We start from the raw sequence: 22,815 nt of genomic DNA, 5'->3' as shown, positions 1-22,815 counted from the left end.
ACGGCAACATAGCCGGGAGCCCGCCCCGCCTCGCACGCTGGGATCGCGACGACCCCGGCCGCCGGGTCAGCCCGGAAGGAAGAGCAACGGGTCCTTGGGTACGCCGTCGACCCGGGTCTCGAAATGGAGGTGGGGTCCGGTGCTCCACCCCGTCGAGCCGACGAGACCGATGACTTCGCCGGTGTCGACCCAGTCGCCTTCGCTGGTCTCGAACGCACTCAGGTGGGCATAGAGGGTGGCGACGTTGCCCTCGTGCTGCACGATCACGGCGTTGCCGTAGCCGCCCTTGCGGCCGGCGAAGATCACCCGGCCTTCCTTCGCCGCCCATACCGCTTGCCCGGATGGTGCACCGATGTCGACACCGGAGTGCATGCGGGTCGTGTTGAAGATCGGATGGACGCGCAGGCCGAAGCCGGATCCCGGTGAACCCTGGGTCGGCATGATGAAGCCCTCTAGTGAGGCCGCCCCCGGGTCGCCGGGTTCGAAGCCGAGCGCCTCCGCCTGCTTCTCCTTGATGAGTTCGGTGAGCTCCTCGGCTTCGATGGCTCGCTGATCGGCTTCGCGCTGCCACTCGTCGATCCGCGTCTGGAGCTCGGCCTGGATGTCGGCCTGGATCTCGCGGCGGGCCTCGAGCTCGGCGAGCTCGCTCTCGAGAACGAGACGGAGCCGGTCCGCTTCGGCCCGGGCCTCTTCACCGGCCTTCAGGTGGTCTTCGCGGGCTGCCTGGATGGTGCGCAGCTCGTCGAGGAGATCCCGATCGGAGCCGGCGGCGAAGTCGAGCATCGACAGGCGGATGGCGGTGCGGTTCAGGTCCGACGAGGTGAGCCACGGCTCGGCCTCGCGATTCGTGCCCACGAAGGCGTCGACCGCTCGGTCCTCGATGGCGGCTCGGGTCACGACGATGGCATCGGCGGCGTCCAACGCAGCGGTGGTACGGGCCTCGACCTCGGCCTCGGCATCGCTCAGCTGCAGACGAGCGGCCTGGACCTGGGCGGCCTGGTTGTCGACCGCGGCCTGGATCTCGGCGAGGATCTCCGCGACGCGTTCGTCCTCCAGCTCGAGGAGTTCGAGTTCCTCCAGCGCCGCGGCCTCGGCGTCGCGCGCTTCTTCCCGCTCCCGCCGGATGTCGCCGATGGATTCGTCGTCCTGGGCGGCGACCGGCGCCACGACCGCGATCGTGGCCACCACGGCGAGGGCCACGAGGCCGGCTCGGAATCGTGGGGCGGAGGAGAAAGGCTGGTGTCGGTGCATGGCAAAGTCGTGCGGCCTGGCCCGATCGGCACGCGAACGCAAGGGTACCCGCCCACGTTGTGACAGAAGTGTCACCGTCATGCGGCGTATCCGGCGCCCGCTCGTGGTGGACTGTGGGGATGGAAGGCCCAGCGCTCGACCCTCGGTCGTTCCACGTTCCCGCCGACGCGGCATCCGTCGCCCCCGCACAGATCGCCGACGGCGGCGCGCCGACCGGCCCGCCACCGCGCCCGCGCCCACGGCGGCGTCGCTGGCCGTGGGTCGTGGGCCTGCTGGCCGTGGTGGCGCTCGTGCCGCTCTACCTCGCCGGGTCCGCATGGTGGACCTGGGCCGGGGTCGAGAAGCTCGAGCTGTCGGACGTGATGGTCGGGAGCACCGGCGCGACGAACTACCTCGTGGTCGGGACCGACTCCCGCGAGGGTGTCGATGCCGATGTGGAGAACGCCGGCGTCATCTTCGGTGCCGAGGGCGAACGGACCGACACGATCGCCGTGCTCAGGGTCGACGGCGACGACGTTCGCCTGCTCGCGATTCCCCGGGATCTGTGGGTACCCGTCGACGGCACCAACCGCCGGATCAACTCAGCGTTCGCTGTCGGCGGTCCGGAGCTGTTGATCCGCACCGTCCAGGACCAGTTGGGAATCGGCATCGACCACTACCTCGAGGTGGACTTCGCAGGGTTCCTCTCCCTCGTCGATGCGCTGGGCACGGTCGCGATCGACGTGCCGTATCCCGCGTACGATCCGAAGTCGGGCCTCTCGTTGCCGACTGCGGGCATCAACGAACTCGATGCCTCCCAGGCGCTCGCCTATGTCCGTTCCCGCGCCTACACCGAGATCATCGACGGGGTCGAACGGCGCGATCCGACGGCCGACCTGGGCCGGGTCGCCCGGCAGCAGGCATTCCTGTCGGCGGTGTTCGCCGAGCTCGGCGACACCCGCAATCCGTTCACGTTGCTCGGTGCGCTCGACGGTGTCGCAGGGACTGTGCGAGTCGACGACGATCTCGGTATCCGGACGGTGATGTCGCTGGGTCTGACGATCCGGGGCGCCGACCCGGCAACGGCGACGCTTCCCACCACGCGCTTCTTCACCGACGGCGGCGCCGACGTGCTCCTGTTGGACCAGGCGGCGGCTGCGCCATTGCTCGCCGAGTTCGGCTGACTCCGGCGGCGTTCAGATCGCGTAGACACCGTCGAGGACGACCAGCGCGGCGACCCCGGCTCCGAGTGCGCCGGTGAACGATGTCATCGCCCGTACTCGGGTCGGGGCGGACCCGAACACGAGCACCAGTGCGACCGGCACCATCGCGATCGCTACCGCTGCGAGGGCGACCGCCACCCCGCGTTCGGCCGTTCCGGCCAGCACCAGAAGGGCCAGTGCCGGGCTGAAGATGACCGGGAACGCGAGGGGGATCACGCCGCCCCGCCTCCCCCGGAGGCCGGGTTCGGCCTGCGGCGGTGCCACGAAGACGTCCTTGAGCGCGACGACCAACAGCGCGATGCCGGCCGCGATGCGCGCACTCGGTCCCGTCACGTCGACGAGATCGAGGAGCGGGTCGGACACAGCCGCGCTGAAGAGGGCGAGCGCGCCGGTGGTCGCCATTGCGGCGACCACGACCTCGTACCTCGGGGCGGCAGGGCGGGCCGCCAACGCTCGGAACGGGTTGGCCGCCGCGATCATCGCCAGAACGAGCAGGGTGAGGGTCATGGGTCGGCTCCATGTCGGGTGTCGAGCAGCAGGAGTAGCGCACTGAGCGCGTGCTGCTGGTCGTCCATCTGTGTGTCGCCGAGCCGGAACCAGGCACCGGTCGTGCGCTCGGGGTGGGTGTCGTCCTCGCCGTCGAGTGGGCTCACCTGGCGATCGACGAGAAGCCCGGCGGCGCAATCGGCTCGCTCCCTCAAGGCGCTGAGGTCGGCTGTGCGCGTACCGTTGCGCTGGAGTTGCAGGATGTGGTTGCCGAGCCCCTCCCCCAGCGTCCCGACGCCGGCGGCGAGTGCGATCGGCCCACGCGTCATCCGGGTGATCCCCCCCTGGCGTTGGGACTCGTAGCGGACCTGGAGGCTGAACAGTCCGAGTTGACGCGACCGCCACTCCTCCTCCGCCGCGGTGATCGCGGGCGGGTCGGGCCAGCGGTCCATGGTCTCGAAGGCATAGGCGCCCCAGTGGTCCGACACCGGCGGCCAGGGCGACTCGACCCGGTCGCGATCGGCCACGAGATAGCGGCGGACCCGAAGGGCCGGCTCGTCGAAACCCTCGTCGGGGAACCCCAGATGGAGCCGGGCGAGGGCCCACATCACCTCACCGGTGAAGAAGGGCGACCGGGTGGGGCCGGGCCCCGACTCGACGCCGATGTCGGCGCTCACGCTGCCGTCGTCGTTGACGACACCGACCAGCGTGTGGCCGAGGTCGACGAGCAGTTCGTCGAGGTCGGTGCGTCCGGTCGCCACGCGGCGCTCGTCGAGGGCAGCGACGAGCAGACCGGTCGACCCGCTCCCGGGGCGACTCCCGACACCGAACACCGGCCCGATGACGGTGTCCTGGATACGGGACGACACGTAGTCGAACGCCTTCTCGGCCACGTCGCCGGCGCCGGGGATGCCGTCGGCCTCGGCCTGCCACAGCGACCACATCACGCCCGCGTGGCGCGTGTCGTTGTAGCCGGGCTCCTCCACGGCGCGATCGCGGTCGTAGCGGTACACGAAGCGTCCATCGGCTCCGATGTTGTCCGCGAACCAGTCGACGGCGAGCCCGGCGGCGGTGCGGAGTTCCTCGTCGGTCGGTCGCCGACAGCGTTCGGGGTGGACCGCAACGGCGACGACGCCGGCGACGAGTATCCACCCGGCCGCCGCTCTCGCGAGACGCATCCCCAACCCGTGCACGGCCGAAACCTAGCGCCCGCGTTCCACCTCCTACGATGCTGGCGTGCCCCGGTCCGTTCGCCTGCTGCTCCTCGGCCTCGCCGCGATGGTCGTCCTCTCGCCGCTCGTCCGGTCTCCTCAGAGCGACACCTATCCCCTGTCGACCTACCCGATGTTCGCGACGGATCGTGGCGACGAGCACCGGATCCCGACGGTGGTCGAGGTTCTCGGCGACGGGACCACGGCGCGCCTCTCGCCGGAGCTGATCGCCGGAACCGACGAGCTCGTGCTCACGGCGGTCACCGTGAGTCGTGCGGTGCGCGACGGCCAGGTCGATGCGCTCTGCGCGGAGGTTGCCGACCGTCTGGGCGCAGGTCGGCGGGCCCGGGTGCAGACGGAGTTGCACGACGTGATCGATCTCGTCGCCGATGGTGCACCGCCGATCGCCATCGAGGTCCACGCGGAGTGTGGCGGTGCGTGAGTTCACGCGCTACTCGGTGCTGCGGGTGCTGATCGCCGGCTATGCGGCGATCTGGGCGCTGGTGCGGGGGCCGGCGGCGTTCGACACGTTCGACTTCGCGCCGCGGCGCTTCGATCCGGTCGGTCCGCTGGCGTTCCTCGACGGCCCGGTGGCCGACCCGATCGTGGTCGTCGCGGTGCTCGTCACTCCTGTTGCCGCGACACTGCTCGCGTTGGGTCGACGGGAGATGGTGAGCGGCCCGATCGCGGCGGCCGGCTTCTTGTTCCTCACGACTTACCGCAACTCGTGGGGTCACCTCCTCCACACCGAGAACCTGGTCGCGTTGCACCTCGCCGTGCTTGCCGCGGCGCCGTTCGTCGCACGCGTGCGGGCCGTTGGCCGCGACCGCGACCGCACATGGGCGGTCGACGCAATGGCGGTGCTCACGGTCGGTACCTACTTCCTCGCGGGAGTGGCAAAGCTGCGCATCAGCGGGTCGGCGTGGATCGACGGCGATGTGCTGCGGCACCAGATCGCGTTCGACAACGCGCGCAAGGAGGTGCTGGGCGACACCGCGTCGCCCTTCGCCGGATGGATCCTTCGGCAGGGGTGGTTGCTCGCCCCGGCGGCGGTCATGACGATGCTCGTCGAGCTCGGGGCACCGCTCGCCCTCATGCGGGGACGTGTGGCGCTGGTCTGGAGTGGCGCGGCCTGGGCCTTCCATGTCGCCATCTTGGTGTTCATGGCCATCCTGTTCCCCTATCACCTGCTCGGGATCGCCTTGGCGCCTCTTCTTCCCGTGGAACGACTCGGGGCTACGGTCTCGGCATGGACAGGACGATTCCGAAGAGTCTCGACGACATCCATCCCGACTGGCTGACGGGAGCGCTCCGGGCCGGCGCCGTGATCGACGCGGCAACCAGGGTGGTCGCATGCGAGGCCGTGGTACTCGGCACCGGGGAAGGCTTCACCGGGGATCTGGCCCGCCTCACCGTGCGCTACGAAGGCGGCGATGGTCCGGCGACGATGGTGGCCAAGATCCCCACGTCGGCCAACGACAACCGCAGCGGTTCGGAGTTGCTCGGCGTGTACGAACGGGAGGTCCGCATGTACCAGGAGGTCCTGCCGGCCCTCGGCGCGCCGGTGCCGTCGCTCTACTACGCCGACGTCGACGCGAATCCCGATTGGGAGAAGCAGATGGACGCGATCGAGAAGCTCGAGCGGCTGCCCGTCTGGTTCCTGCGTTTCGTCACCTGGGTGCTCCAGCGGTTCGTGACCCCCACACCACGGGCCAGCGTGCTGCTCCTCGAGGATCTGGCTCCCGCCGAGATCGGTGACCAGGTCGCCGGCGCGTCGCTGGAACGAGTCGGGCGGGTGCTCGAAGCCGCCGCCGGTGTCCATGCCGCGACATGGGGCGACAAGGCGCCCGATCCGGGCCCGTGGCTCGTCTCGGGCGGCGTGGCACCGAAGATCTTCCAGGCGAGCTTCCTGGGTACCCGCAAGAAGTTCCTGAAGAGCGAGGGCAAACACGTGAGCCCGCACATGAAGACGCTGCTCGATCGGATGGGGATCGACGGCATCGAGCGAGGTCGCCGGATCCATCGTGACCTGCCGCAATGCCTCGTGCACGGCGATCTTCGGCTCGACAACATCTTCTTCGCCGGCGACGACGTGACGGCGTTGATCGACTGGCAGCTGACCCGCATCGGTCCGGCCGTGGTCGACGTGGCGTACTTCATCGCCGGCTCGGTCGAGCCCGAGGTCACCGAGTCCGAGGTCGATGCGCTGCTGGCTCGCTACCACACGGCACTCGTCGCCGCGGGCGTCGACGACTACCCGTACGACCGGTTCCTCGTCGACTACGAGGACGGCCTGATGGTCGTGCTCGGCTCGCTCACCGCGGTGGAGTTGCTCGACATGGGCGATGCTCGGGGGCGGGATCTCGTGGACAAGATGGTCACTCGCCTCGACGGCCGCCTCGGGCGCATCGCCGCCTGAGCGTCGCTAACGTGCGGCGGCAGTCGGCACGCCATCCGTGTCGACCTGCAGGAAGGGCGACCCCCATGACGGTGCACCACGCATGACGGCGAACGACGTTTCCGAGACCTTCGACCCGAGCCGGTGGCGTGATGTCGTCGGATTCGACGATCTGACCGACATCACCTATCACCGGGCCGTCGACCAGGGGACGGTGCGGATCGCGTTCCACCGTCCGGAGGTCCGCAACGCCTTCCGTCCCCACACGGTCGACGAGCTCTATCGCTGCCTCGACCACGCCCGGATGACCAGCGATGTCGGGTGTGTGCTGCTCACCGGCAACGGCCCGTCGCCCAGGGACGGCGGGTGGGCCTTCTGCTCCGGCGGCGACCAGCGCATCCGTGGCAGGGCCGGCTACCAGTACGCGGAGGGCGAGACCGCCGACACGGTCGACCCCGCCAGGGCGGCCCGGCTCCACATCCTCGAGGTCCAGCGGCTGATCCGCACCATGCCGAAGATCGTGATCGCGGTGGTTCCCGGCTGGGCCGTCGGCGGTGGCCACAGCCTGCATGTGACCTGCGATCTCACCCTCGCCAGCGCCGAGCACGCGATCTTCAAGCAGACCGACACCGATGTCGCCAGCTTCGACGGCGGCTTCGGTTCGGCCTACCTCGCTCGCCAGATCGGCCAGAAACGGGCGCGGGAGATCTTCTTCCTCGGGCGCGATTACTCCGCCGACGAGGCGGTTGCGATGGGAATGTGCAACGCCGCGATCCCCCACGCCGAGCTCGAGGCGACCGCGCTCGAATGGGCCGCGGAGATCAACGCCAAGTCCCCCACGGGTCAGCGAATGGCGAAGTTCGCCATGAACCTCATCGACGACGGGCTGGTGGGTCAGCAGGTGTTCGCCGGCGAGGCCACTCGGCTGGCCTACATGACCGACGAGGCGATCGAGGGTCGCGATGCCTTCCTGGAGAAGCGACCGCCGGACTGGTCGGCCTTCCCCTGGTACTTCTAGGAGGCGTGTGACCTCCGTCGACCCCGATCTCGTGCTGCGGTTCTGGAAGCCGTACGGGGTGATGACGGCGTTCACCGATCGCGACGGACGAGCGACCCTGGCCGATCACATCGACGTGCCCGACGTCTATGCGGCAGGTCGACTCGACCGCGACAGCGAAGGCATGTTGCTCCTGACCAGGGGAAAGGCCCTCCGGACACAGTTGATGCGGCCCGACATCGGGCATCCCCGCACCTATCTGGTCCAGGTCGAGGGCATCCCGACGGCCGCCGCGCTCGATCGGCTGGCACGGGGCGTCGATCTCAAGGACGGACGGAGCCGACCGGCGACCGTAGAGCTGCTCGACGATGCCCCTGACCTGCCCGAACGCGTCCCCCCGATCAGGGTTCGTCAGACCGTTCCGGACCGGTGGATCCGGCTCACGCTGACCGAGGGAAGGAATCGCCAGGTTCGAAGGATGACGGCGGCGGTCGGCCATCCGACGCTGCGGCTGGTGCGGGAGCGGATCGGTCCGATCGGGCTCGACGGCCTCTCCCCCGGCGAATGGCAGCCCCTGACCGACGGCGAACGCGATGCGCTCCGTGCGTCGCTCAGCGCGTCGGGATCATCCAGTCGACGGGGGTCCGCCCGGCCTCCACGAGGGCGGCGTTCGCGCGGCTGAACGGCCGGCTCCCGAAGAAGCCGCGATGTGCCGACAGCGGTGACGGATGCGGTGACTCGATCACATGGTGGCGGCGATCGACGAGCGCCGCCTTCTTGCGCGCCGCCGAGCCCCACAGGATGAAGACCACGCGGTCGGTCTTCGCGTTGACGGCGTTGATGACCTCGTCCGTGAACGTCTCCCATCCCTGGCGTTGATGGCTGGCGGCTTCGTGGGCACGGACGGTGAGCGTCGTGTTGAGCAGCAGGACACCTTGACGGGCCCAGACCTCGAGATTGCCGTGGTCGGGTATCGGCACGCCGAGGTCGTCGTGGAGCTCCTTGTGGATGTTCTGCAGCGAGGGCGGCACACGGACTCCGGGCCGCACGCTGAAGCAGAGGCCGTGGGCCTGCCCCGGACCGTGGTAGGGGTCCTGGCCGAGGATGACCGCCTTGACGTCGGCCAACGGGGTCAGGTGCAGCGCGGCGAACACATCGTCGTGGGGCGGGTACACCTCGTGGCTCGCCCGTTCCCGCGCGACGAACTCCATGAGTCGGCTCCAGTAGGGCTTGTCGAACTCGCCTCGCAGGACGGGGTTCCAGTCGGTGGTCGCCGCCATTCGGACGACGCTAGACGGGACGGGAACCGACGACGCTCGCGCGCTCCATGATGCGGATGTCGGGGTAGTAGTCGCTTGCCGCATAGTGCTGAACGGCGGCGTTGTCCCAGAAGACGACGGTGTCGGGTTCCCAGGTCAGGCGGAACTGGTACTCGAGCACGCCGGCCTGCGCGATCAGGTGGGTGATGACCTCGCGGCTCTCTGCGTCGTCGAGGCCCTCGATGTGCGACGTGAAGTAGCCGTTGACGAAGATCAGCTTGCGCCCGGTGACGGGATGCGTCCGCACGACCGGATGGCGCACGAGTGGGTACCGGGCGCGCATCTCGTCCTTCTTGTCGTCGGGCACCTGGGCCGAGAAGGCGAGCATGTAGTCGTGGATGGCGTGCATCCCCTCGATGCGCTGCTTCCACTCGTCGGTGAGGCCGTCGTAGGCCGCGCCCATGTCGGAGAACAGCGTGTCGCCTCCGGTCGGCGGGACCTGGATCGCGTGGAGGATCGCACCCATCGAGGGCACCTCGCGCCAGGTGACGTCGTGGTGCCAGCCGTTCTCGAAGCCACCGGTGTCGGCACCCTTTTCGAAGCGGACCAGCTCCGGGTGGTCCTGGTTGCCGGTGATGAACGGGTGGATCTCCAGATCGCCGAAGCGGCGGGCGAAGGCGACGTGTTGTGCCGACGTGATCGGCTGGTCGCGGAAGTAGACGACCTTGTAGTCGGCGAGAGCCCGGACGATGTCGGCGATCTGGGCGTCGGACAGGTCGGTGGTGAGGTCGACGCCTCCGATCTCGGCCCCGAGGGTTGCGCCCCGCGGGATGACCGAGATGTGGTCGAACTGCGGGTTGGCGAGGCGATGGCGTTCGTCGGCGAGGTGCAGCCACGGACCCAGCGACATCCCGAACCGTTCGATGTGGATCCGTCCGGGGGTGACGTTGCCGGCCGGATCGGAGGTTCCGGCCTCGACCGTGTCGTGGTTTTCCGTCGTGGTCATGGCTTCTCCGTTGATTGCTGGGCGGCGCCGCGCAGACCGGCGACCACCAGTCGGGTGGTATGGGCGAACAGGGCATCACCGTCGACGGCCGTGAACGACAGCAGGTGGCGGGCGAACGCGGGGTGTGTCGCCGCATCGAGGGATTCGATCACGTCGCCGAGTCCGCCGGGTCGGTCGGCCGGGAAGGACTCGTGGTTGTGGTGGACGAGCGTGAACCCGACCGTGTGCCAGAACAGCGCACGGAATGCGGTCACGGCGTCGTCGCCGCGGTACCCGATCTCCTCCACGAGGAGGAGTCCTCGCTCGACCGTCTGCAGCACCGCGCCCGACATCCGGTTCGCGGTGGCGTAGAGGGACAGCAGATTCCGGTCGGCCAGGAGGTGCGCCCGGAGCGTGACGCACAATGCCGTCGCCCGGTCCTCCCACGGTCCGTCGCCGAGCTCGGGCAGATCGACGGCGGTCAGGCTCTGGCGGGCCACGGCGTCGAGCAGATCGTCCTTGCTGTCGAAGCGCAGGTAGACGGTCATCGGGTTGACATCGAGCGCGGCAGCGAGCTTGCGCATGGAGAACCATTCCAGACCGTGCTCGGAGATCAGCCGGCGCGCGACCTCGACGATCTCCTCCGGTTGTAGGCCGGTCGCCGGTGCGGTCGTCGTCGACATCCGGCGTCAATATACGCCGTATATTCGGCGGCGGTCAAGACGCTCTAGGATCGCGACCGGATGCACACGCTCGCCATCGTCCTCGGCATCATCCTTGTCATCACGGTGCTTGCCGATCTCGTCAACACCCTGGTCGCGACCCAGACGAACCGGCGGCGCTTCTGGTTGACGATGCAGCTCTACGGGCGCTCGTGGAAGATCGTGCGGGCGATCGCGCTCCGGATCGAGACCGAGCGCCGACGTGAACAGTTCCTCGGCGTCTACGCCCCGGTGTCGGTACTCCTGCTGCTGACCCTGTGGGTCGTGCAACAGATCATCGGCTTCGGTCTGATCTGGTGGGGTCTCGGAGGCATCAGCGGAGCCGAGACGCTGGTGGACGACATGTACTACTCCGGTGTCGTCTACTTCACGCTGGGCTTCGGCGAGGTCGTCCCCACCGAGGAGATCCCCCGGTTCGGTGCACTGATCGAGGCGTTCAGCGGGGTGCTCACCACGGCGCTGGTCATCGGCTATCTGCCTGCGCTCTACAGCGCCTACAGCGAGCATGAGCGCAAGCTGATGACGCTCGATGACGGCAACGAGGGTCGGATCACGCCGCAGAGCCTGATCATCGCTCGATCCCCCGACGCCGACGTCGCCACCCTGCGGTCGTACTTCCAGGAGTGGGAGGACTGGATCGCAGGAGTGATCGAGACCCACACGGCCTTCCCCATGCTGATGCTGTTCCGCTCCAAACACGCCGGGCAGAACTGGATCACCGCGCTCGGACTCATCAGCGACGCCGCGCTCGTCTGTCAGGTCATCGAGGGGGCCGACGACCGGGAGCCCTACTGGTGTCTGCGGCGGTCCGCCCGGCTCTTCGAGGAACTCACCGAGGGCCACGACCTGACGGGCTACGAGTCGGCGCTCGTGTCCGCGGAGACGGACCCCGACGATGGCGATGGCACCGGCGACGGCCTGTTCGCGCTCATGTACCGCGAACTCGCCGACCACGGGTTCGCCCTCGTGCCGTTCGCCGAGGCCCGACAACGCACGGCGGCGCTGCGGAATCTCTATGCCCCCCGCATGGAATACCTGATCGACGAACTGGTGGCGCCGAGAGGATTCTGGGGCCATGTGGTCGGTCACCAACGGTCGACCGGCGTGCGGGAACGCGACGCGTAGCCGCTCCGGTATCGGTCCCCGTACGGGCGCCTCGCGAGCGCGAGACTCTCGCCGTGAGCGACATCACTGAGACTGCAAACGCCTGGCTGTCCGACGAGGATCTCGAGACCGTCCGCGGCCGCGTCCCCATGGTCTATGTCGACGCGGTACCGGTGCGCGTCGACGACCTGGGCGAGGTCACCCACATCGGCCTGTTGCTGCGAGCCATGCCCGACGGGACCGTGAGCCGTGCGCTGGTCACCGGTCGCATCCGGTTCGGCGAGCGGATCCGCAACGCGTTGATGCGGCATCTGGAGAAGGATCTCGGGGCCATGGCATTCCCGCGTATCCCGGCGAATCCGACGCCGTTCACGGTCGCCGAGTACTTCCCCGATCCGACGGTGTCGGGCTACCACGACCCTCGCCAGCACGCCGTGAGTCTCGCCTATGTGGTGCCCATCGAGGGCGAAGCACAGCCGTCGAGAGATTCGCTCGACCTGACCTGGGTCACGCCGGCCGAGGCCGCGAGCCCCGAGGTGCGCGAGGAGATGACGGGCGGCCACGACCGACTCCTGCGCCTGGCGCTCGCGCACGTTTGTCAGCTCCCGTAGAGGGTTCTCCCCCGCGGTCGGCGAGACTGGCGCCCATGGAACACCGCGACATCGTCGTCATCGGTGCCGGGCCTGCGGGCGCAGCAGCAGCGATCCGCGCGGCACGGGCGGGCGCCACGGTCCGCGTGTTCGAGAAGGCCGCGCCCGGCCGCGACAAGGTGTGCGGCGACGGACTCACACCGCGGGCGGTCCATGCGCTCAACCAGCTCGAGATCGACATGAGCGGCTCGCATCGGATCGACGGCCTGCGCATGATCGCGGGAAGGACACGCCGGGAACTGCCCTGGCCCGACAACGGTCGCTTCGCTCCCAACGGAGCGGTGTGGCCCCGCCGTCACCTCGATGCCCATCTGATGACCGCTGCCCAGCTGGCCGGCGCCGAGGTCGAATGGGAAGCCGAGGCGATGCCGCTGATGGACGGCGACCGTGTCGTCGGCGTCGAGGCGGGTGGACGCAAGTGGGCCGCCGACATGACCGTCGTCGCGACCGGCGCACCGGGCAGCGTCGCTCGCCTCCTCGGCGCGCAGCGCATCGACGACGAGCCGTTCGGGCTCGCGATCCGCACCTACGCCGAATCGCCCCGCCACACCGACCGCAATCTCGAGGCGTGCCTCACCCTGAAGGACGACCACGGCACCCCGGTGCCGGGCTACGGCTGGATGTTCCCGGCCGGCGACGGCACGGTCAACATCGGCGTCGGTGCCTTGTCGACCATGAAGGGCTTCAAGAAGCTCAACCTCAACAACCTGCTCGACAACTATCGCGACCTGGTCCGCGACGACTGGGATCTCGGCGAGAACCTCGAGCGACCGCGGGCCTGGCGCCTCCCGATGAGTGTGCAGCGACGCCACGGTCCGGGGTGGGTTGCGATCGGCGACGCGGCCGGCCTCGTCAACCCGATGAACGGCGAGGGCATCGACTACGGCCTCGAGTCGGGGATGCTGGCAGCGGATCTCTTCCTCGCCGACCCGGCGACGGCGGCGTCGGAGTACGACCGCCAGATCGGAGAGCGCTTCGATGCCTTCCTGCGCACCGGTCGTCGGTTCAGCTTCCTGATCGGCCACCCGTTCGTGTTGCGCAGTGGGCTGCGGGTCGCAGTCGGCACCCAGAAGATCGCCGACATCACCCTGCAGGTGATGGGCAACCTGGTCGACGCGGACTCGCCCGGGGCGGCAGGTCGTGTCCTTCGCGTGGCCGACCGCACTCTGGCGTTGGCCGATCCACTTCTGCGTCGCACCCGCGCCGCGGCCTGATCCGTGGCGCCGAATGGTGCGCGTTGGCCGGTTCGGCGAAAATGGCAGGCATGAGCGAGCACTACACGATCATCTCCGCCGATTGTCATGCCGGGGGAAGCCACGCCCAGTACCGGGAGTATCTCGACCCCGTCTGGCACGACGAGTTCGACGAGTGGCGGGGCGGCTACAAGAACGCGTGGCGCGACCTCCAGGACGGTTGGCGGATCCGCAACTGGGATGACGAGGCTCGCAACAAGGACCTCTGGGACGACGGCGTCATCGGCGAGGTCGTGTTCCCCAACACGATTCCGCCCTTCTTCCCGAGCTTCGTGCTCTTCGCGAAGCCGCCACGGGAGGACGATTATCCCAAGCGGCTCGCCGGCGTGCGAGCCCACAACCGCTGGATGAAGGACTTCTGCGAGCGGTTCCCGGAGCAGCGGGCCGGGATCGGCCAGATCTTCCTCAACGACATCGACGATGCGGTCGAGGACATCCACTGGATCGCCGACAACGGGCTACGGGGCGGCATGCTCCTGCCCAACCTGCCGCCCGACTGCGACTGGCTCGCGCCGCTCCACGACCCCGTCTACGACCCGATCTGGGCCGCGTGCGAGGAGCGCGATGTCATCGTCAACCTCCACGGCGGCACCGGCGCACCGGACTACGGCCCGTATCCGGCGGCCGACCTGCTCTTCATCATGGACGTGAGCCACTACTCACACCGTCCGTTCGGACAGTTCCTGCTCAGTGGCGTGTTCGAGCGTTTCCCCGGCATGAAGTTCGTGATGACCGAGCAGGGTGCGGCGTGGCTGCCGCCGATGTTGCGGCGGATGGACTCCGTGCTCGAACAGATCCGCAAGACCGGGCGGACCGGCGAGCTGAAGTACGACGAGAGCCACATCCTGCCGAGGTCGGCGACGGAGTACTTCCAGCGGAACTGTTGGCTCGGTGTCAGCCAGCCCGGCCCGGAGGACGCGGCGGCCGCGCTCGAGCTCGGCATCGACAAGTTCATGTGGGGCTCCGACTATCCGCACCGCGAGGGCACGTTCCCGTTCACACGCGAGCACATGCGCCAGGTTTTCGCCGGCATGACCCCTGACGAGATCCAGAAGGTCGTCGGCACCAACTGCGCCGAGCTCTACGGGTTCGACCTGGACGCGCTCGCCCCGATCGCGGAGAAGTACGGCCCGACCCACGCCGAGATCTCCGAGCCGCTGACCGAGCTCCCGCCCGAACCCAACGAGGCCCTCCTGAAGGGCGCCGGCGCCCTCGTCTGACCCCCGCCACATCGGTGTCAGACACCCGCTACACGTGTAGCGGGTGTCTGACACCGATGTAGCGGGTCAGGTCTTGGCTCGCTCCTCGTCCGGGAGGCTGTCGGCCATGCGACCTTCGGTCACCTCGATGACGCGGACGTCCTTCACCAGCCAGCACTTGGTCGGTGGGTTGGGCAGATCGAGTCGGCCGTCGTCGGTGACCAGGCCGTGGCGCAGGATCTTCAGCGGAATCGACGCGTGGAAGAGCCCGTCGCCGGAGCGAACGGTCGCGTGGTCGCCCTGCGGGTGAGCGTCGCCGAGCAGCGTCGCCAGGGGGCCCGGTCGTCGTCCGACGGTGAACGTCTTCTCGACGGCACCGGAGATCGTGATCGTGTCGGGATCCCCGGCGGTGCGGAGCGGGCGGGGTTCGTCGAATGTCATGCCCGCATTCTGGCTCATGGGAGTGGTGTCGCTAGATTGGGGACATGAGCACCGGGTCGATCGAGAACGTCACACCAGCCGAAGAAGACCTCCCCCTGATGATCTCCGTGGATGATCACGTGATGGAGCCGAAGGATCTGTGGCAACAGCAGTTGCCACCGAGCCTTCGGGATCGGGGTCCCCGGGTCGTGCAGGAGAAGGTCCGGCTGAAGTTCGAGGGCGGCCACTACGGCTTCGAGCGCAACGACCCCGACGGGCAGATGTGCGACGTCTGGCTCTACGAGGACAGTGTCACACCCACCGGTTTCCTCCACGGGCCTGCCGGGGTGCCCCGCGAGGAGCAGCGCAACGTCGCCGCCGTCTACGAGGATCTCCGACCCGGCACGTACTCCCAGAAGGAACGCCTCGAGGACATGGACCTCAACCATGTGGAGGCGGCGATCAACTATCCCAACATCTTCCCCCGCTTCTGCGGTCAGGGCTTCCTCGAGCGAGACGACAAGGACCTCGCGCTGCAGTGCCTGAAGATCTACAACGACTGGATCATCGACGACTGGGGTGGCGGGGCAGGCAAGGGCCGCCTGATCCCGTTGACGCTCGTTCCGCTGTGGGACCCGGCCCTGGCCGCCGAGGAAGTGCGTCGCTGCGCCGACAAGGGCAGCTACGCCATCGCCTTCTCGGAGAACCCGTCGAAACTCGGCTGCGCCACGATGTACAGCGGCGACTGGGACGTGCTGTGGCAGGCGTGCGAAGAGGCCGACGTCACGGTGTCGATGCACATCGGCTCGTCGTCGTCGATGCCGACCACTTCTCCGGACGCACCGCTGGCCACGTCGATGTCGCTGTACGCGCAGAACGCCGAGGGCTCGTTCGTCGACTGGGTCTTCTCGGGCACGCTCCAGCGTTTCCCGAAGATCAAGATCGCCTACGCCGAGAGTCAGGTCGGCTGGATGCCGTTCCAGCTCGAGCGCATGGATTCCGTGTTCCGTGAGGGGCGCGGCGGCGTCGGCGGCTCCGGGCCGCTGCCGAGCGAGATCGCGAAGGGCCGCATCTACGGCTGCATCTTCGACGACCTCGTCGGCCTCAAGCAGCGTGAGGACGTCGGCATCGATCAGATCCTCTTCGAGACCGACTACCCGCACAGCGACGGCACCTTCCCGCACTCGCGCAAGGTCGCCCACTCGATGTTCGCGGCCGTCGGCATGAACGCCGACGAGTGCTACAAGGTGCTGCGCGGCAACGCCATCGAGGCCTACGGTCTCCAGCGCTTCGGCATCACCGAGTAGTCGCCGGGAACCCCGCGCCGCCCGTCGGCGTCTGAGATCCATGCGCGTCCTGGTTCTCCTCCTCGCCCTCTCGACGGCGGCCGCAGCATGCGCGGACGACGTCAACGTCGTGTCCGAGTCGTCGGTGCCGGTCACGTCGGCGCCACCGGCCGAGGAGACGACAACCACCGCAGCCCCGCCGGTGGATCGGGCTCGCGCCCCGGACGTCCGGGGTTGGTTGGTGCGCTACACCCTCGACGTCTCCACCTCGACCCAGTACCCCGTGGTGACCGTGTCCCCCGACTTCGCGCCCGGTGTGATCACCGTCGGCGACCGCGAGGTCGTGGTCGACGCCGACACCGAGTACAGCGACAACTGCCTCGTCATCGTCGACACCGTGCGGTCTCCTCCGGGAACCCGCCGCCCGGGCTACTCGCGGGGCTGCTACGTCTTCGTGGGACTCGCCGCCGACGGCTCCGCCGCGTGGATGGTCGAGCTCTGGAGCGACGGGGCCTGGGAACCGGACCCCGACGGACTCTGGGTTCCGGTCGACGCGGTCGACGAGACACTGATCGCCGGGAGACTCGTCGGTGTCGGCGGCGGCGAGTACACCATCGACACGGGGTCCATCCGCTACGTGCTCCCCGGGCTCGCGGATCCGGCGCTGAGCAGCGATTGCCCGCCACTCGATGACGCGGGGTTCTTCACCGAGCCCGGGTTGTACCACTGGGCGGTGGTCGACACCGATACGGGAACGGTCACCGGCGTGCGGTGCGAGTACCAGTACTCCGACTGAGCGGCCGTCCGGTCAGGCGAGCGCGACGAGCGGGTCGGTGTAGTCGAGTCCCTGGGCGTCGGCGACCTCGCGCTCGGTCAGCATGCCGCGGTGGACGTTGAGTCCGTTGCGCAGGTGTTCGTCGTCGACCAGCGCCTGGCGGGCGCCCTTGTCGGCGATGGCGAGCGTGAACGGCAGGGTCGCGTTGTTGAGTGCGTAGGTCGAGGTCTTCGGCACCGCACCCGGCATGTTGGCGACGCAATAGTGGACGACGCCGTCGACGACGAACGTCGGTTCTGCATGGGTCGTCGGCCGTGAGGTCTCGAAACAACCGCCCTGGTCGATGGCGACGTCGACGAGGACCGAGCCGGGACGCATCTGTTTCACCATCTCGGCGGTGACGAGCTTGGGCGCGCGCGCCCCGCGCAGCAGCACGGCACCGATGACCAGATCGGCGTTGGTGACCAGGTGCTCGAGTGCGGCGGTCGTCGAGTACACCGTTTCCAGTTCGGCGCCGAAGCGGCGGGCGAGGCGGCCGAGTACGTCGAGATCTCGATCGAGGACATTGACCTGGGCGCCGAGCCCGATCGCCATCTCGATCGCGTTCTCGCCCACCACTCCCCCGCCGATGACCACGACGCGGGCGGAAGGAACACCGGGGACGCCCCCGAGCAGCAGTCCGGCGCCGCCGTGGGGCGATTCGAGCGCGGACGCGCCGGCCTGGATCGACATGCGTCCTGCGACCTGTGACATCGGCGCGAGCAGCGGCAGACCGCCGTGGGGGTCGGTGACGGTCTCGTAGGCGATGCAGGTCGCCCCGCTGGTGAGGAGATCCTCCGTCTGGGCCGGGTCGGGTGCGAGGTGCAGGTAGGTGAACAGGATCTGGTCGGGGTGCAACCGGGCCCGCTCCTCGGCCTGTGGCTCCTTCACCTTCACGATCATGTCGGTGGTCGCCCAGAGGCGTTCGACATCGGGCTCGATCGAGGCTCCCGCGGTCGTGTAGTCGAGGTCGGACGCCCCGATCCCGGCGCCCGCCCCCTTCTGCACGACCACCTCGTGACCATGCACGACGAGCTCGCGAACGCTGGAGGGGGTGAGGCCGACGCGGCGTTCGGCGGTCTTGATCTCGCTCGGGCAGCCGATGCGCATGGCGCGAAGCATACGCGACGGCGCCCGTGCGGGCCGCTCTGTCGGCCTCGGGTCGATCCGATCGATCAGTCGCCCAGGTGATACATCGGCGCAGCCGGCTTCAACGGTCGTGCATACCACAGGGGCCGGCGCAGGCCTCCCGGGCCGGGTGCCGGGCGGGTCTTGGCCATCCAGTCGAGGTACGCCTCGCGGGACTTCGCCGTGTCGACCACCACATCGCCGTACTGGTCATCGGCCTCGGCCGGACCGACGGTCACCTTCTGGTGCCAGCACTGCATTCCCGAGATCGGGTCGGGCTGCACCGAGAACGTCAGGTTCTGGTGGACACCGGTGTCGTTCCACCAGATGCGGTTGGTGTCGGGGTCATCGGAGTCGTAGGTGCGCATGCCGTGGTCGCGCGTGAGCTTCCACTTGCCGTCGGCGGTCCGGTCGATCGTCGCCTTGCCGGCGCCCCACGAACGGGCCTCGTCCTCCTCGATGCGCCAGCGACCCATGTGGTGCGACGCGGCGACGACGCCGGGACGCACGCCTTCCGTCCGCCAGGCGTGGATCACGAAGTGGCCGATGCGGGTGGTGATGCGGACGAGGCCGTTCTCCTCGATCTCGAGCGCTTCGGCGTCGGACGGATGGATCCACAGCGGATGGCGGTGGCTGATCTCGTTGAGCCACTTCGAGTTGGCCGAGCGGGTGTGGATCAGTGTCGGGATACGAAATGTCGGCAGAAGAATGCGCTCGTTGCCGGCGAGGTCGAGGTCCTGGTGGTGGACGTGGCTCTTGATCCAGGTGGGCGTCGCGTATTCCGGCCAGCCCCAATCCTTGAGCGTGGTCGAGAACAGCTCGAGCTTCTTGGAGGGCGTCGGGAAGCCCTCCTTGATCTCACCGTCGACCTCGACGGCCGGTGAGCCCTCGCCGAGATCGGCCAGCGAGATGTCGGCGAGGCCTTCCCTGGTGCCGTCCCAGGTGGCGATGGTGCCGGGCTTGCGGAACACGCCGTCGTCGCCCTTGTCGCAATCGGCCACGACGTCGGCGCCGATGATGCGCTCGTAGGGGGTGACCATGTCGCCGGGGACGGCGAAGGAACCGACGTCGCGCATGTACTCGAGCGGTGTCTTCCCGGCCGCCTCGGCGGCCTCGGCGAGACCGGGGACCGATTGGGAGAACATCGTGCCGTAGTACTCGTCGACGGTGATGGGGGTGCCCGGTCGCTCGTCGGACTCGAACCATTGCCGGATGCCGCGGGACCCGTCGGGGTCGATCTTCCACGAGAGATCGATCCAGAACTCGTTCTCCTCCCACACCTCGCCCTTGTTGAACTCGTGGGTGCGGGTGTCGGGGCCGAGCTCCTCGCCCCGGATCTCGGCATAGCGACGCATCACGGGCTGGCGGAACCCGATCCAACGGCCGTTGTGGGTCTCGAACGAGGCGACGTCGTGGCGCTCGGTGCCGACGCCCATCGGGAGCACGTAGTCGGCGAACCATGCCGTCTCCGACCAGGTCGGGGTGAGGGCGACGTGACACTTCACCTTCGACTCGTCGGTGAGTGCCTCCATCCACGAGAACCCGTCGGGGTTGGTCCAGATCGGGTTGTAGACCCGGCTGAAGTAGACGTCGAGGGTGCCGCGTCCCTCGTTGAGGAAGTGCGGGAGCAGGATCGACATCTCGTGGTACGAGAGCGGGAACTCCTTCGGCCAGGAGAGTTCGTTCCACTCGTGGAGCGGGGGCGCGCCCTTCGGCTGGGCCGGCTTGAACTTGTTCCACCCGTTGCCGCTCGTGCCGCCGACCGTGGCGACCGAACCGGTCAACACGTTCAGGAAGAACAGGCACCGGGCCGTCTGCCAACCGCCGAGGTTGCCGGCACCGGCGGCCCGCCAGTTGTGCGACGCGAACTTCGTGGGATGGGCCCCGATGATCTCGGCGATCTCCCGAAGCTGGTCGCCCGACACCCCACAGATCTCCTCGGCGGCTTCCGGCGTGTAGTCCGCATACGCGTCGAGCAGGGCCGTCTCGAGCGACTCGAACTCGAGCGGCAGGTCGGGTCGGGTCTCGGAGAGGTAGGTCTCCCAGTTCACCCAGCGACGCACGAAGTCCTTCTGCCAGTCGCCGCGCTCGATGAGTAGCTTGGCGATGGTGAGGAGAAGGAACGGTTCGGTGCCGGGCCACGCCGGCAACCAGTGATCGGCCTTCGATCCGGTGTTGGACAGCCGGGGGTCGACGCAGATGACCGTCGCCCCCTTTCCCTGCGCTTCCATGATCCGCTGGGCGTGGGGGTTGAAGTAGTGCCCGGCCTCGAGGTGGGCCGAGATCAAGAAGATCACCTCGGCGTTGGCAAAGTCCGATGAGGGCCGGTCGTGGCCCATCCAGCTCTGGTAGCCGATGCGGGCGTTGGACGAGCAGATGTTGGTGTGGCTGTTGTGGCCGTCGATACCCCACGACTTGAGCACACGGTCGGCGTAGCCGTCCTCGCCGGGCCGTCCGACGTGGTACATCACGCCGTCTCGACGGCCCTCATCCATGGCGGTGGCGATGCGCGCGCCGATGTCGGTGAGGGCTTCGTCCCAGGTGACGCGTTCCCACTGGCCCGAACCGCGTTCTCCGACGCGTCGCATCGGATGGAGGATCCGCTCGGTGTCGTCGATCTGGTTGAGGGTGGCCGGACCCTTGGCGCAATTGCGGCCCCGGGATGCCGGGTGCAGCGGGTTGCCCTCGATCTTGTCGATCTCGCCGGTCTCGTGATTGACGTGGGCCAGCAGCCCGCAGGCGGCCTCACAGTTGAAACAGGTGGTCGGGACGAGCGAGTGGTGTTGCTCGACCTTGGCGGGCCAGGCCTTGGCGTCGAGGGAGGTGACGTCGTGCCAGTCCTCGTGCGGCGGGTACGGCTGGAGATCGGGCATCAACGGCTCCTAGGAGAGGGGCACGGACTGGCCGGCGCGGACGAAGGCGTCTTCGTAGGCCCAGAGGGCGAGCAGGGCGATGGCTCCGCCGACCGCCGCGGGGCCGGGGGCGGGGTCGTCGGACAGCAGCGCCGTGATCGCGGCGCCGCCGCCGGCCATGAGGCCCACGACGCCGAAGGAGAAGCGCCGGGCATGGTCGCCGTGCATCATCTGGTGCAGGGCGGCCTCGACGTGGGGCGTGGCCCTCGAGGTGGCCTCGATCCAGATGAGTGCGAGGGTGGCGAGCGTCCCGCCGAGGAACGCCCAGTGGACCGCGTCGGCCGAGGGGATCTCCATGAAGAGATCGATGATCGAATAGGTGGCACCGCCGGCGGCCACGGTCTGAGCGAGCAGGGTCGGGAGGAGCAGCGGTGTCTGCCACAGATCGCGGCCTTCGCACTGGCCGAACAGGAAGGCGGTGTAGCCGGCGGTTCCCGCGGCGAGCAGCGCGGTCGGGATCGCCAGCACCTCGATGGTGCGGTGCATGTCGGCGAGGCCGGCGACCCACCACGCGGCGAGGAGGACGGCGAAGCCGGCGAGGATGTAGGCGCCCTTCACCAGCCACGACTCCCAGCTTCCCTTCGTGATCAGGTAGTGGAAGCGCTTGGGCTGTTTCAGGTCGGCCACGAGGAGCACGCCGGTGAGCGCCAGGAATGCTCCGGCCACCATCGGGGGCACGACCCCGACGGCCGCCTGCTCGTTGCTGTACCCCATGAGGACGAACAGGGCGGTGATCAGCATCACGCCGGACGCGATGGCCTTGGTGACGAGATAGCCCGAGACCTTCTCCTTCCACGTCATCTGGTGCGCAGTCGTGTAGGCGGTTCGGGCGACCACCCCGGGGCTGGCGGTCGGCACGGTCGGGTGGGCCGGTGTGGTGTCGGCCCAGATCATGCCGTCGGCGGCGATGGCGGTGCGCAGCGGGTTGAGCGAGGCCTGGTCGGCGCCCTTGTAGAACACCTTCGGGTTCGTGCCCTGTTCGGGGGCCCGAACGGCGACATCCTCCCGGGCGATGATGCTCGTCGCGAGATCGAGTGGGTCGTCGAGGTCGGCGACCTTGATCGCGTTGGTCGGGCACACCACCACGCAGGAGGGCTCCAGGTTCTGCTCGATGCGGTGGTTGCAGAAGTTGCACTTGTGGGCGGTGTTGGTCGCCGGATTGATGTAGAGCGCGTCATAGGGGCAGGCGTTCATACAACCCTTGCAGCCGATGCAGTTGTCGTCGTTGAAGTCGACGACGCCGTTGTCGGCCCGGAAGAGGGCGTTGGTCGGACAGATCGACATGCACGGCGCGTCGTCGCACTGGTTGCAGCGCATGACCGAGAAGTGGCGGCTGACATTCGGGAAGGTGCCCGTCTCGATGTACTTGACCCACGTGCGGTTGACGCCGAGCGGCACGTCGTGCTCGCTCTTGCACGCAACCGTGCACGCGTGACAGCCGATGCACGAGTCGCTGTCGAGTAGGAATCCAAGCCTGGTCACCTGTCCCCTTCCTGAGTCCCTCGTCAGACCGGAGAGCTTGCCACGAATGTACGGAC

22 protein-coding genes are annotated in these 22,815 nt (G+C 68.4%); 12 read left to right on the top strand and 10 right to left on the bottom strand.

Going from position 1 to position 22,815, the window contains the following annotated elements; all coding sequences use genetic code 11:
- Window positions 1–66: 66 nt before the first annotated feature.
- Window positions 67–1,251, bottom strand: a complete 1,185-nt coding sequence (locus R2707_03900) for a peptidoglycan DD-metalloendopeptidase family protein (protein ID MEZ5244216.1) — start codon at window positions 1,249–1,251, stop codon at window positions 67–69.
- Window positions 1,252–1,370: 119 nt separating this feature from the next.
- Here R2707_03900 and R2707_03895 point away from each other — a divergent pair, with 119 nt between their 5' ends.
- Window positions 1,371–2,414 (top strand): LCP family protein, encoded by a 1,044-nt coding sequence (locus R2707_03895; GenBank protein ID MEZ5244215.1) that lies wholly within the window; start codon window positions 1,371–1,373, stop codon window positions 2,412–2,414.
- A gap of 12 nt (window positions 2,415–2,426) precedes the next feature.
- Here R2707_03895 and R2707_03890 read toward each other — a convergent pair whose 3' ends face one another.
- Entirely contained in the window at window positions 2,427–2,960 is a 534-nt protein-coding gene (locus R2707_03890) for a hypothetical protein (GenBank protein MEZ5244214.1), read from the bottom strand.
- On the bottom strand, window positions 2,957–4,117 hold the full coding sequence (locus R2707_03885; GenBank protein MEZ5244213.1) for a hypothetical protein: 1,161 nt from the start codon (window positions 4,115–4,117) through the stop codon (window positions 2,957–2,959). Before R2707_03885 ends, R2707_03890 begins: the two co-directional genes overlap by 4 nt.
- A 58-nt stretch (window positions 4,118–4,175) precedes the next feature.
- On the opposite strand from R2707_03885, the gene R2707_03880 reads away from it, so the two are divergent.
- From R2707_03880 to R2707_03860, 5 genes are all read left to right on the top strand, one after another.
- A complete protein-coding gene (locus tag R2707_03880) occupies window positions 4,176–4,592 on the top strand; it encodes a hypothetical protein (GenBank protein MEZ5244212.1) in 417 nt (138 codons plus the stop codon).
- Window positions 4,585–5,451 (top strand): hypothetical protein, encoded by an 867-nt coding sequence (locus R2707_03875; GenBank protein MEZ5244211.1) that lies wholly within the window; start codon window positions 4,585–4,587, stop codon window positions 5,449–5,451. Before R2707_03880 ends, R2707_03875 begins: the two co-directional genes overlap by 8 nt.
- Window positions 5,400–6,569: a phosphotransferase gene (locus R2707_03870; protein ID MEZ5244210.1), complete on the top strand. Its 1,170-nt coding sequence runs from the start codon at window positions 5,400–5,402 to the stop codon at window positions 6,567–6,569. The genes R2707_03875 and R2707_03870 overlap by 52 nt, the downstream gene beginning before the upstream one ends.
- A gap of 82 nt (window positions 6,570–6,651) precedes the next feature.
- Window positions 6,652–7,566 carry a 1,4-dihydroxy-2-naphthoyl-CoA synthase gene (locus R2707_03865; GenBank protein MEZ5244209.1) on the top strand — a complete coding sequence of 305 codons (915 nt, stop codon included), beginning with the start codon at window positions 6,652–6,654 and terminating at the stop codon, window positions 7,564–7,566.
- Window positions 7,567–7,573: 7 nt separating this feature from the next.
- Window positions 7,574–8,227 (top strand): pseudouridine synthase, encoded by a 654-nt coding sequence (locus R2707_03860; protein MEZ5244208.1) that lies wholly within the window; start codon window positions 7,574–7,576, stop codon window positions 8,225–8,227.
- Here R2707_03860 and ung read toward each other — a convergent pair.
- The 3 genes from ung to R2707_03845 are packed head-to-tail and all read right to left on the bottom strand — an operon-like array spanning window position 8,157 to window position 10,472.
- A complete protein-coding gene (gene ung, locus R2707_03855; GenBank protein MEZ5244207.1) occupies window positions 8,157–8,825 on the bottom strand; it encodes a uracil-DNA glycosylase in 669 nt (222 codons plus the stop codon). The genes R2707_03860 and ung overlap by 71 nt on opposite strands.
- Before the next feature lie 10 nt (window positions 8,826–8,835).
- The gene (locus tag R2707_03850; GenBank protein ID MEZ5244206.1) at window positions 8,836–9,810 is read right to left on the bottom strand and encodes a TauD/TfdA family dioxygenase; all 975 of its coding nucleotides are present in this window, start codon (window positions 9,808–9,810) and stop codon (window positions 8,836–8,838) included.
- Window positions 9,807–10,472, bottom strand: a complete 666-nt coding sequence (locus R2707_03845; GenBank protein MEZ5244205.1) for a TetR/AcrR family transcriptional regulator — start codon at window positions 10,470–10,472, stop codon at window positions 9,807–9,809. Before R2707_03845 ends, R2707_03850 begins: the two co-directional genes overlap by 4 nt.
- A gap of 60 nt (window positions 10,473–10,532) precedes the next feature.
- On the opposite strand from R2707_03845, the gene R2707_03840 reads away from it, so the two are divergent.
- The 4 genes from R2707_03840 to R2707_03825 are packed head-to-tail and all read left to right on the top strand — an operon-like array spanning window position 10,533 to window position 14,738.
- Window positions 10,533–11,636 (top strand): potassium channel family protein, encoded by a 1,104-nt coding sequence (locus R2707_03840; GenBank protein MEZ5244204.1) that lies wholly within the window; start codon window positions 10,533–10,535, stop codon window positions 11,634–11,636.
- Between the two features lie 53 nt (window positions 11,637–11,689).
- Window positions 11,690–12,226, top strand: coding sequence for an NUDIX hydrolase family protein (locus tag R2707_03835; GenBank protein MEZ5244203.1), 537 nt, complete (start codon window positions 11,690–11,692; stop codon window positions 12,224–12,226).
- A 35-nt stretch (window positions 12,227–12,261) separates the two neighbouring features.
- Entirely contained in the window at window positions 12,262–13,479 is a 1,218-nt protein-coding gene (locus R2707_03830; GenBank protein ID MEZ5244202.1) for a geranylgeranyl reductase family protein, read from the top strand.
- Between the two features lie 50 nt (window positions 13,480–13,529).
- Entirely contained in the window at window positions 13,530–14,738 is a 1,209-nt protein-coding gene (locus R2707_03825) for an amidohydrolase family protein (protein MEZ5244201.1), read from the top strand.
- 66 nt (window positions 14,739–14,804) lie between these two features.
- On the opposite strand, the gene R2707_03820 is transcribed toward R2707_03825, so the two are convergent.
- A complete protein-coding gene (locus R2707_03820; protein MEZ5244200.1) occupies window positions 14,805–15,158 on the bottom strand; it encodes a hypothetical protein in 354 nt (117 codons plus the stop codon).
- A 44-nt stretch (window positions 15,159–15,202) separates the two neighbouring features.
- Here R2707_03820 and R2707_03815 point away from each other — a divergent pair, with 44 nt between their 5' ends.
- On the top strand, window positions 15,203–16,444 hold the full coding sequence (locus R2707_03815) for an amidohydrolase family protein (protein MEZ5244199.1): 1,242 nt from the start codon (window positions 15,203–15,205) through the stop codon (window positions 16,442–16,444).
- A 40-nt stretch (window positions 16,445–16,484) separates the two neighbouring features.
- Window positions 16,485–17,219 carry a hypothetical protein gene (locus R2707_03810; GenBank protein ID MEZ5244198.1) on the top strand — a complete coding sequence of 245 codons (735 nt, stop codon included), beginning with the start codon at window positions 16,485–16,487 and terminating at the stop codon, window positions 17,217–17,219.
- Between the two features lie 12 nt (window positions 17,220–17,231).
- Here the strand turns inward: R2707_03810 and ald are convergent, their stop codons facing one another.
- The 3 genes from ald to R2707_03795 form a co-directional block, all read right to left on the bottom strand.
- A complete protein-coding gene (gene ald / locus R2707_03805) occupies window positions 17,232–18,347 on the bottom strand; it encodes an alanine dehydrogenase (protein ID MEZ5244197.1) in 1,116 nt (371 codons plus the stop codon).
- A gap of 65 nt (window positions 18,348–18,412) precedes the next feature.
- Window positions 18,413–21,238, bottom strand: a complete 2,826-nt coding sequence (locus R2707_03800) for a molybdopterin-dependent oxidoreductase (GenBank protein MEZ5244196.1) — start codon at window positions 21,236–21,238, stop codon at window positions 18,413–18,415.
- Between the two features lie 9 nt (window positions 21,239–21,247).
- Complete coding sequence (locus tag R2707_03795; protein ID MEZ5244195.1) at window positions 21,248–22,759, bottom strand: 4Fe-4S dicluster domain-containing protein; 1,512 nt, start codon at window positions 22,757–22,759, stop codon at window positions 21,248–21,250.
- Window positions 22,760–22,815: the final 56 nt, after the last annotated feature.

This window comes from Acidimicrobiales bacterium (assembly GCA_041394245.1).
Lineage (GTDB): Bacteria > Actinomycetota > Acidimicrobiia > Acidimicrobiales > Aldehydirespiratoraceae > JAJRXC01.
The sequence above is the reverse complement of the archived record's forward strand: the minus strand, read 5'-3'. Positions and strand labels throughout refer to the sequence as shown.

What these genes read in the sequence shown, in the direction of transcription:
- R2707_03895 (MEZ5244215.1), top strand. Translation starts at nt 1,371, where the DNA reads ATGGAAGGCCCAGCGCTCGACCCTCGGTCGTTCCACGTTCCCGCCGAC.
- ung (MEZ5244207.1), bottom strand. Translation starts at nt 8,825, where the DNA reads ATGGCGGCGACCACCGACTGGAACCCCGTCCTGCGAGGCGAGTTCGAC.
- R2707_03840 (MEZ5244204.1), top strand. Translation starts at nt 10,533, where the DNA reads ATGCACACGCTCGCCATCGTCCTCGGCATCATCCTTGTCATCACGGTG.
- R2707_03825 (MEZ5244201.1), top strand. Translation starts at nt 13,530, where the DNA reads ATGAGCGAGCACTACACGATCATCTCCGCCGATTGTCATGCCGGGGGA.
- R2707_03815 (MEZ5244199.1), top strand. Translation starts at nt 15,203, where the DNA reads ATGAGCACCGGGTCGATCGAGAACGTCACACCAGCCGAAGAAGACCTC.
- R2707_03885 (MEZ5244213.1), bottom strand. Translation starts at nt 4,117, where the DNA reads ATGCGTCTCGCGAGAGCGGCGGCCGGGTGGATACTCGTCGCCGGCGTC.
- R2707_03800 (MEZ5244196.1), bottom strand. Translation starts at nt 21,238, where the DNA reads ATGCCCGATCTCCAGCCGTACCCGCCGCACGAGGACTGGCACGACGTC.
- R2707_03810 (MEZ5244198.1), top strand. Translation starts at nt 16,485, where the DNA reads ATGCGCGTCCTGGTTCTCCTCCTCGCCCTCTCGACGGCGGCCGCAGCA.
- R2707_03890 (MEZ5244214.1), bottom strand. Translation starts at nt 2,960, where the DNA reads ATGACCCTCACCCTGCTCGTTCTGGCGATGATCGCGGCGGCCAACCCG.
- R2707_03865 (MEZ5244209.1), top strand. Translation starts at nt 6,652, where the DNA reads ATGACGGCGAACGACGTTTCCGAGACCTTCGACCCGAGCCGGTGGCGT.
- R2707_03830 (MEZ5244202.1), top strand. Translation starts at nt 12,262, where the DNA reads ATGGAACACCGCGACATCGTCGTCATCGGTGCCGGGCCTGCGGGCGCA.
- R2707_03850 (MEZ5244206.1), bottom strand. Translation starts at nt 9,810, where the DNA reads ATGACCACGACGGAAAACCACGACACGGTCGAGGCCGGAACCTCCGAT.
- ald (MEZ5244197.1), bottom strand. Translation starts at nt 18,347, where the DNA reads ATGCGCATCGGCTGCCCGAGCGAGATCAAGACCGCCGAACGCCGCGTC.
- R2707_03900 (MEZ5244216.1), bottom strand. Translation starts at nt 1,251, where the DNA reads ATGCACCGACACCAGCCTTTCTCCTCCGCCCCACGATTCCGAGCCGGC.
- R2707_03820 (MEZ5244200.1), bottom strand. Translation starts at nt 15,158, where the DNA reads ATGACATTCGACGAACCCCGCCCGCTCCGCACCGCCGGGGATCCCGAC.
- R2707_03845 (MEZ5244205.1), bottom strand. Translation starts at nt 10,472, where the DNA reads ATGTCGACGACGACCGCACCGGCGACCGGCCTACAACCGGAGGAGATC.
- R2707_03870 (MEZ5244210.1), top strand. Translation starts at nt 5,400, where the DNA reads ATGGACAGGACGATTCCGAAGAGTCTCGACGACATCCATCCCGACTGG.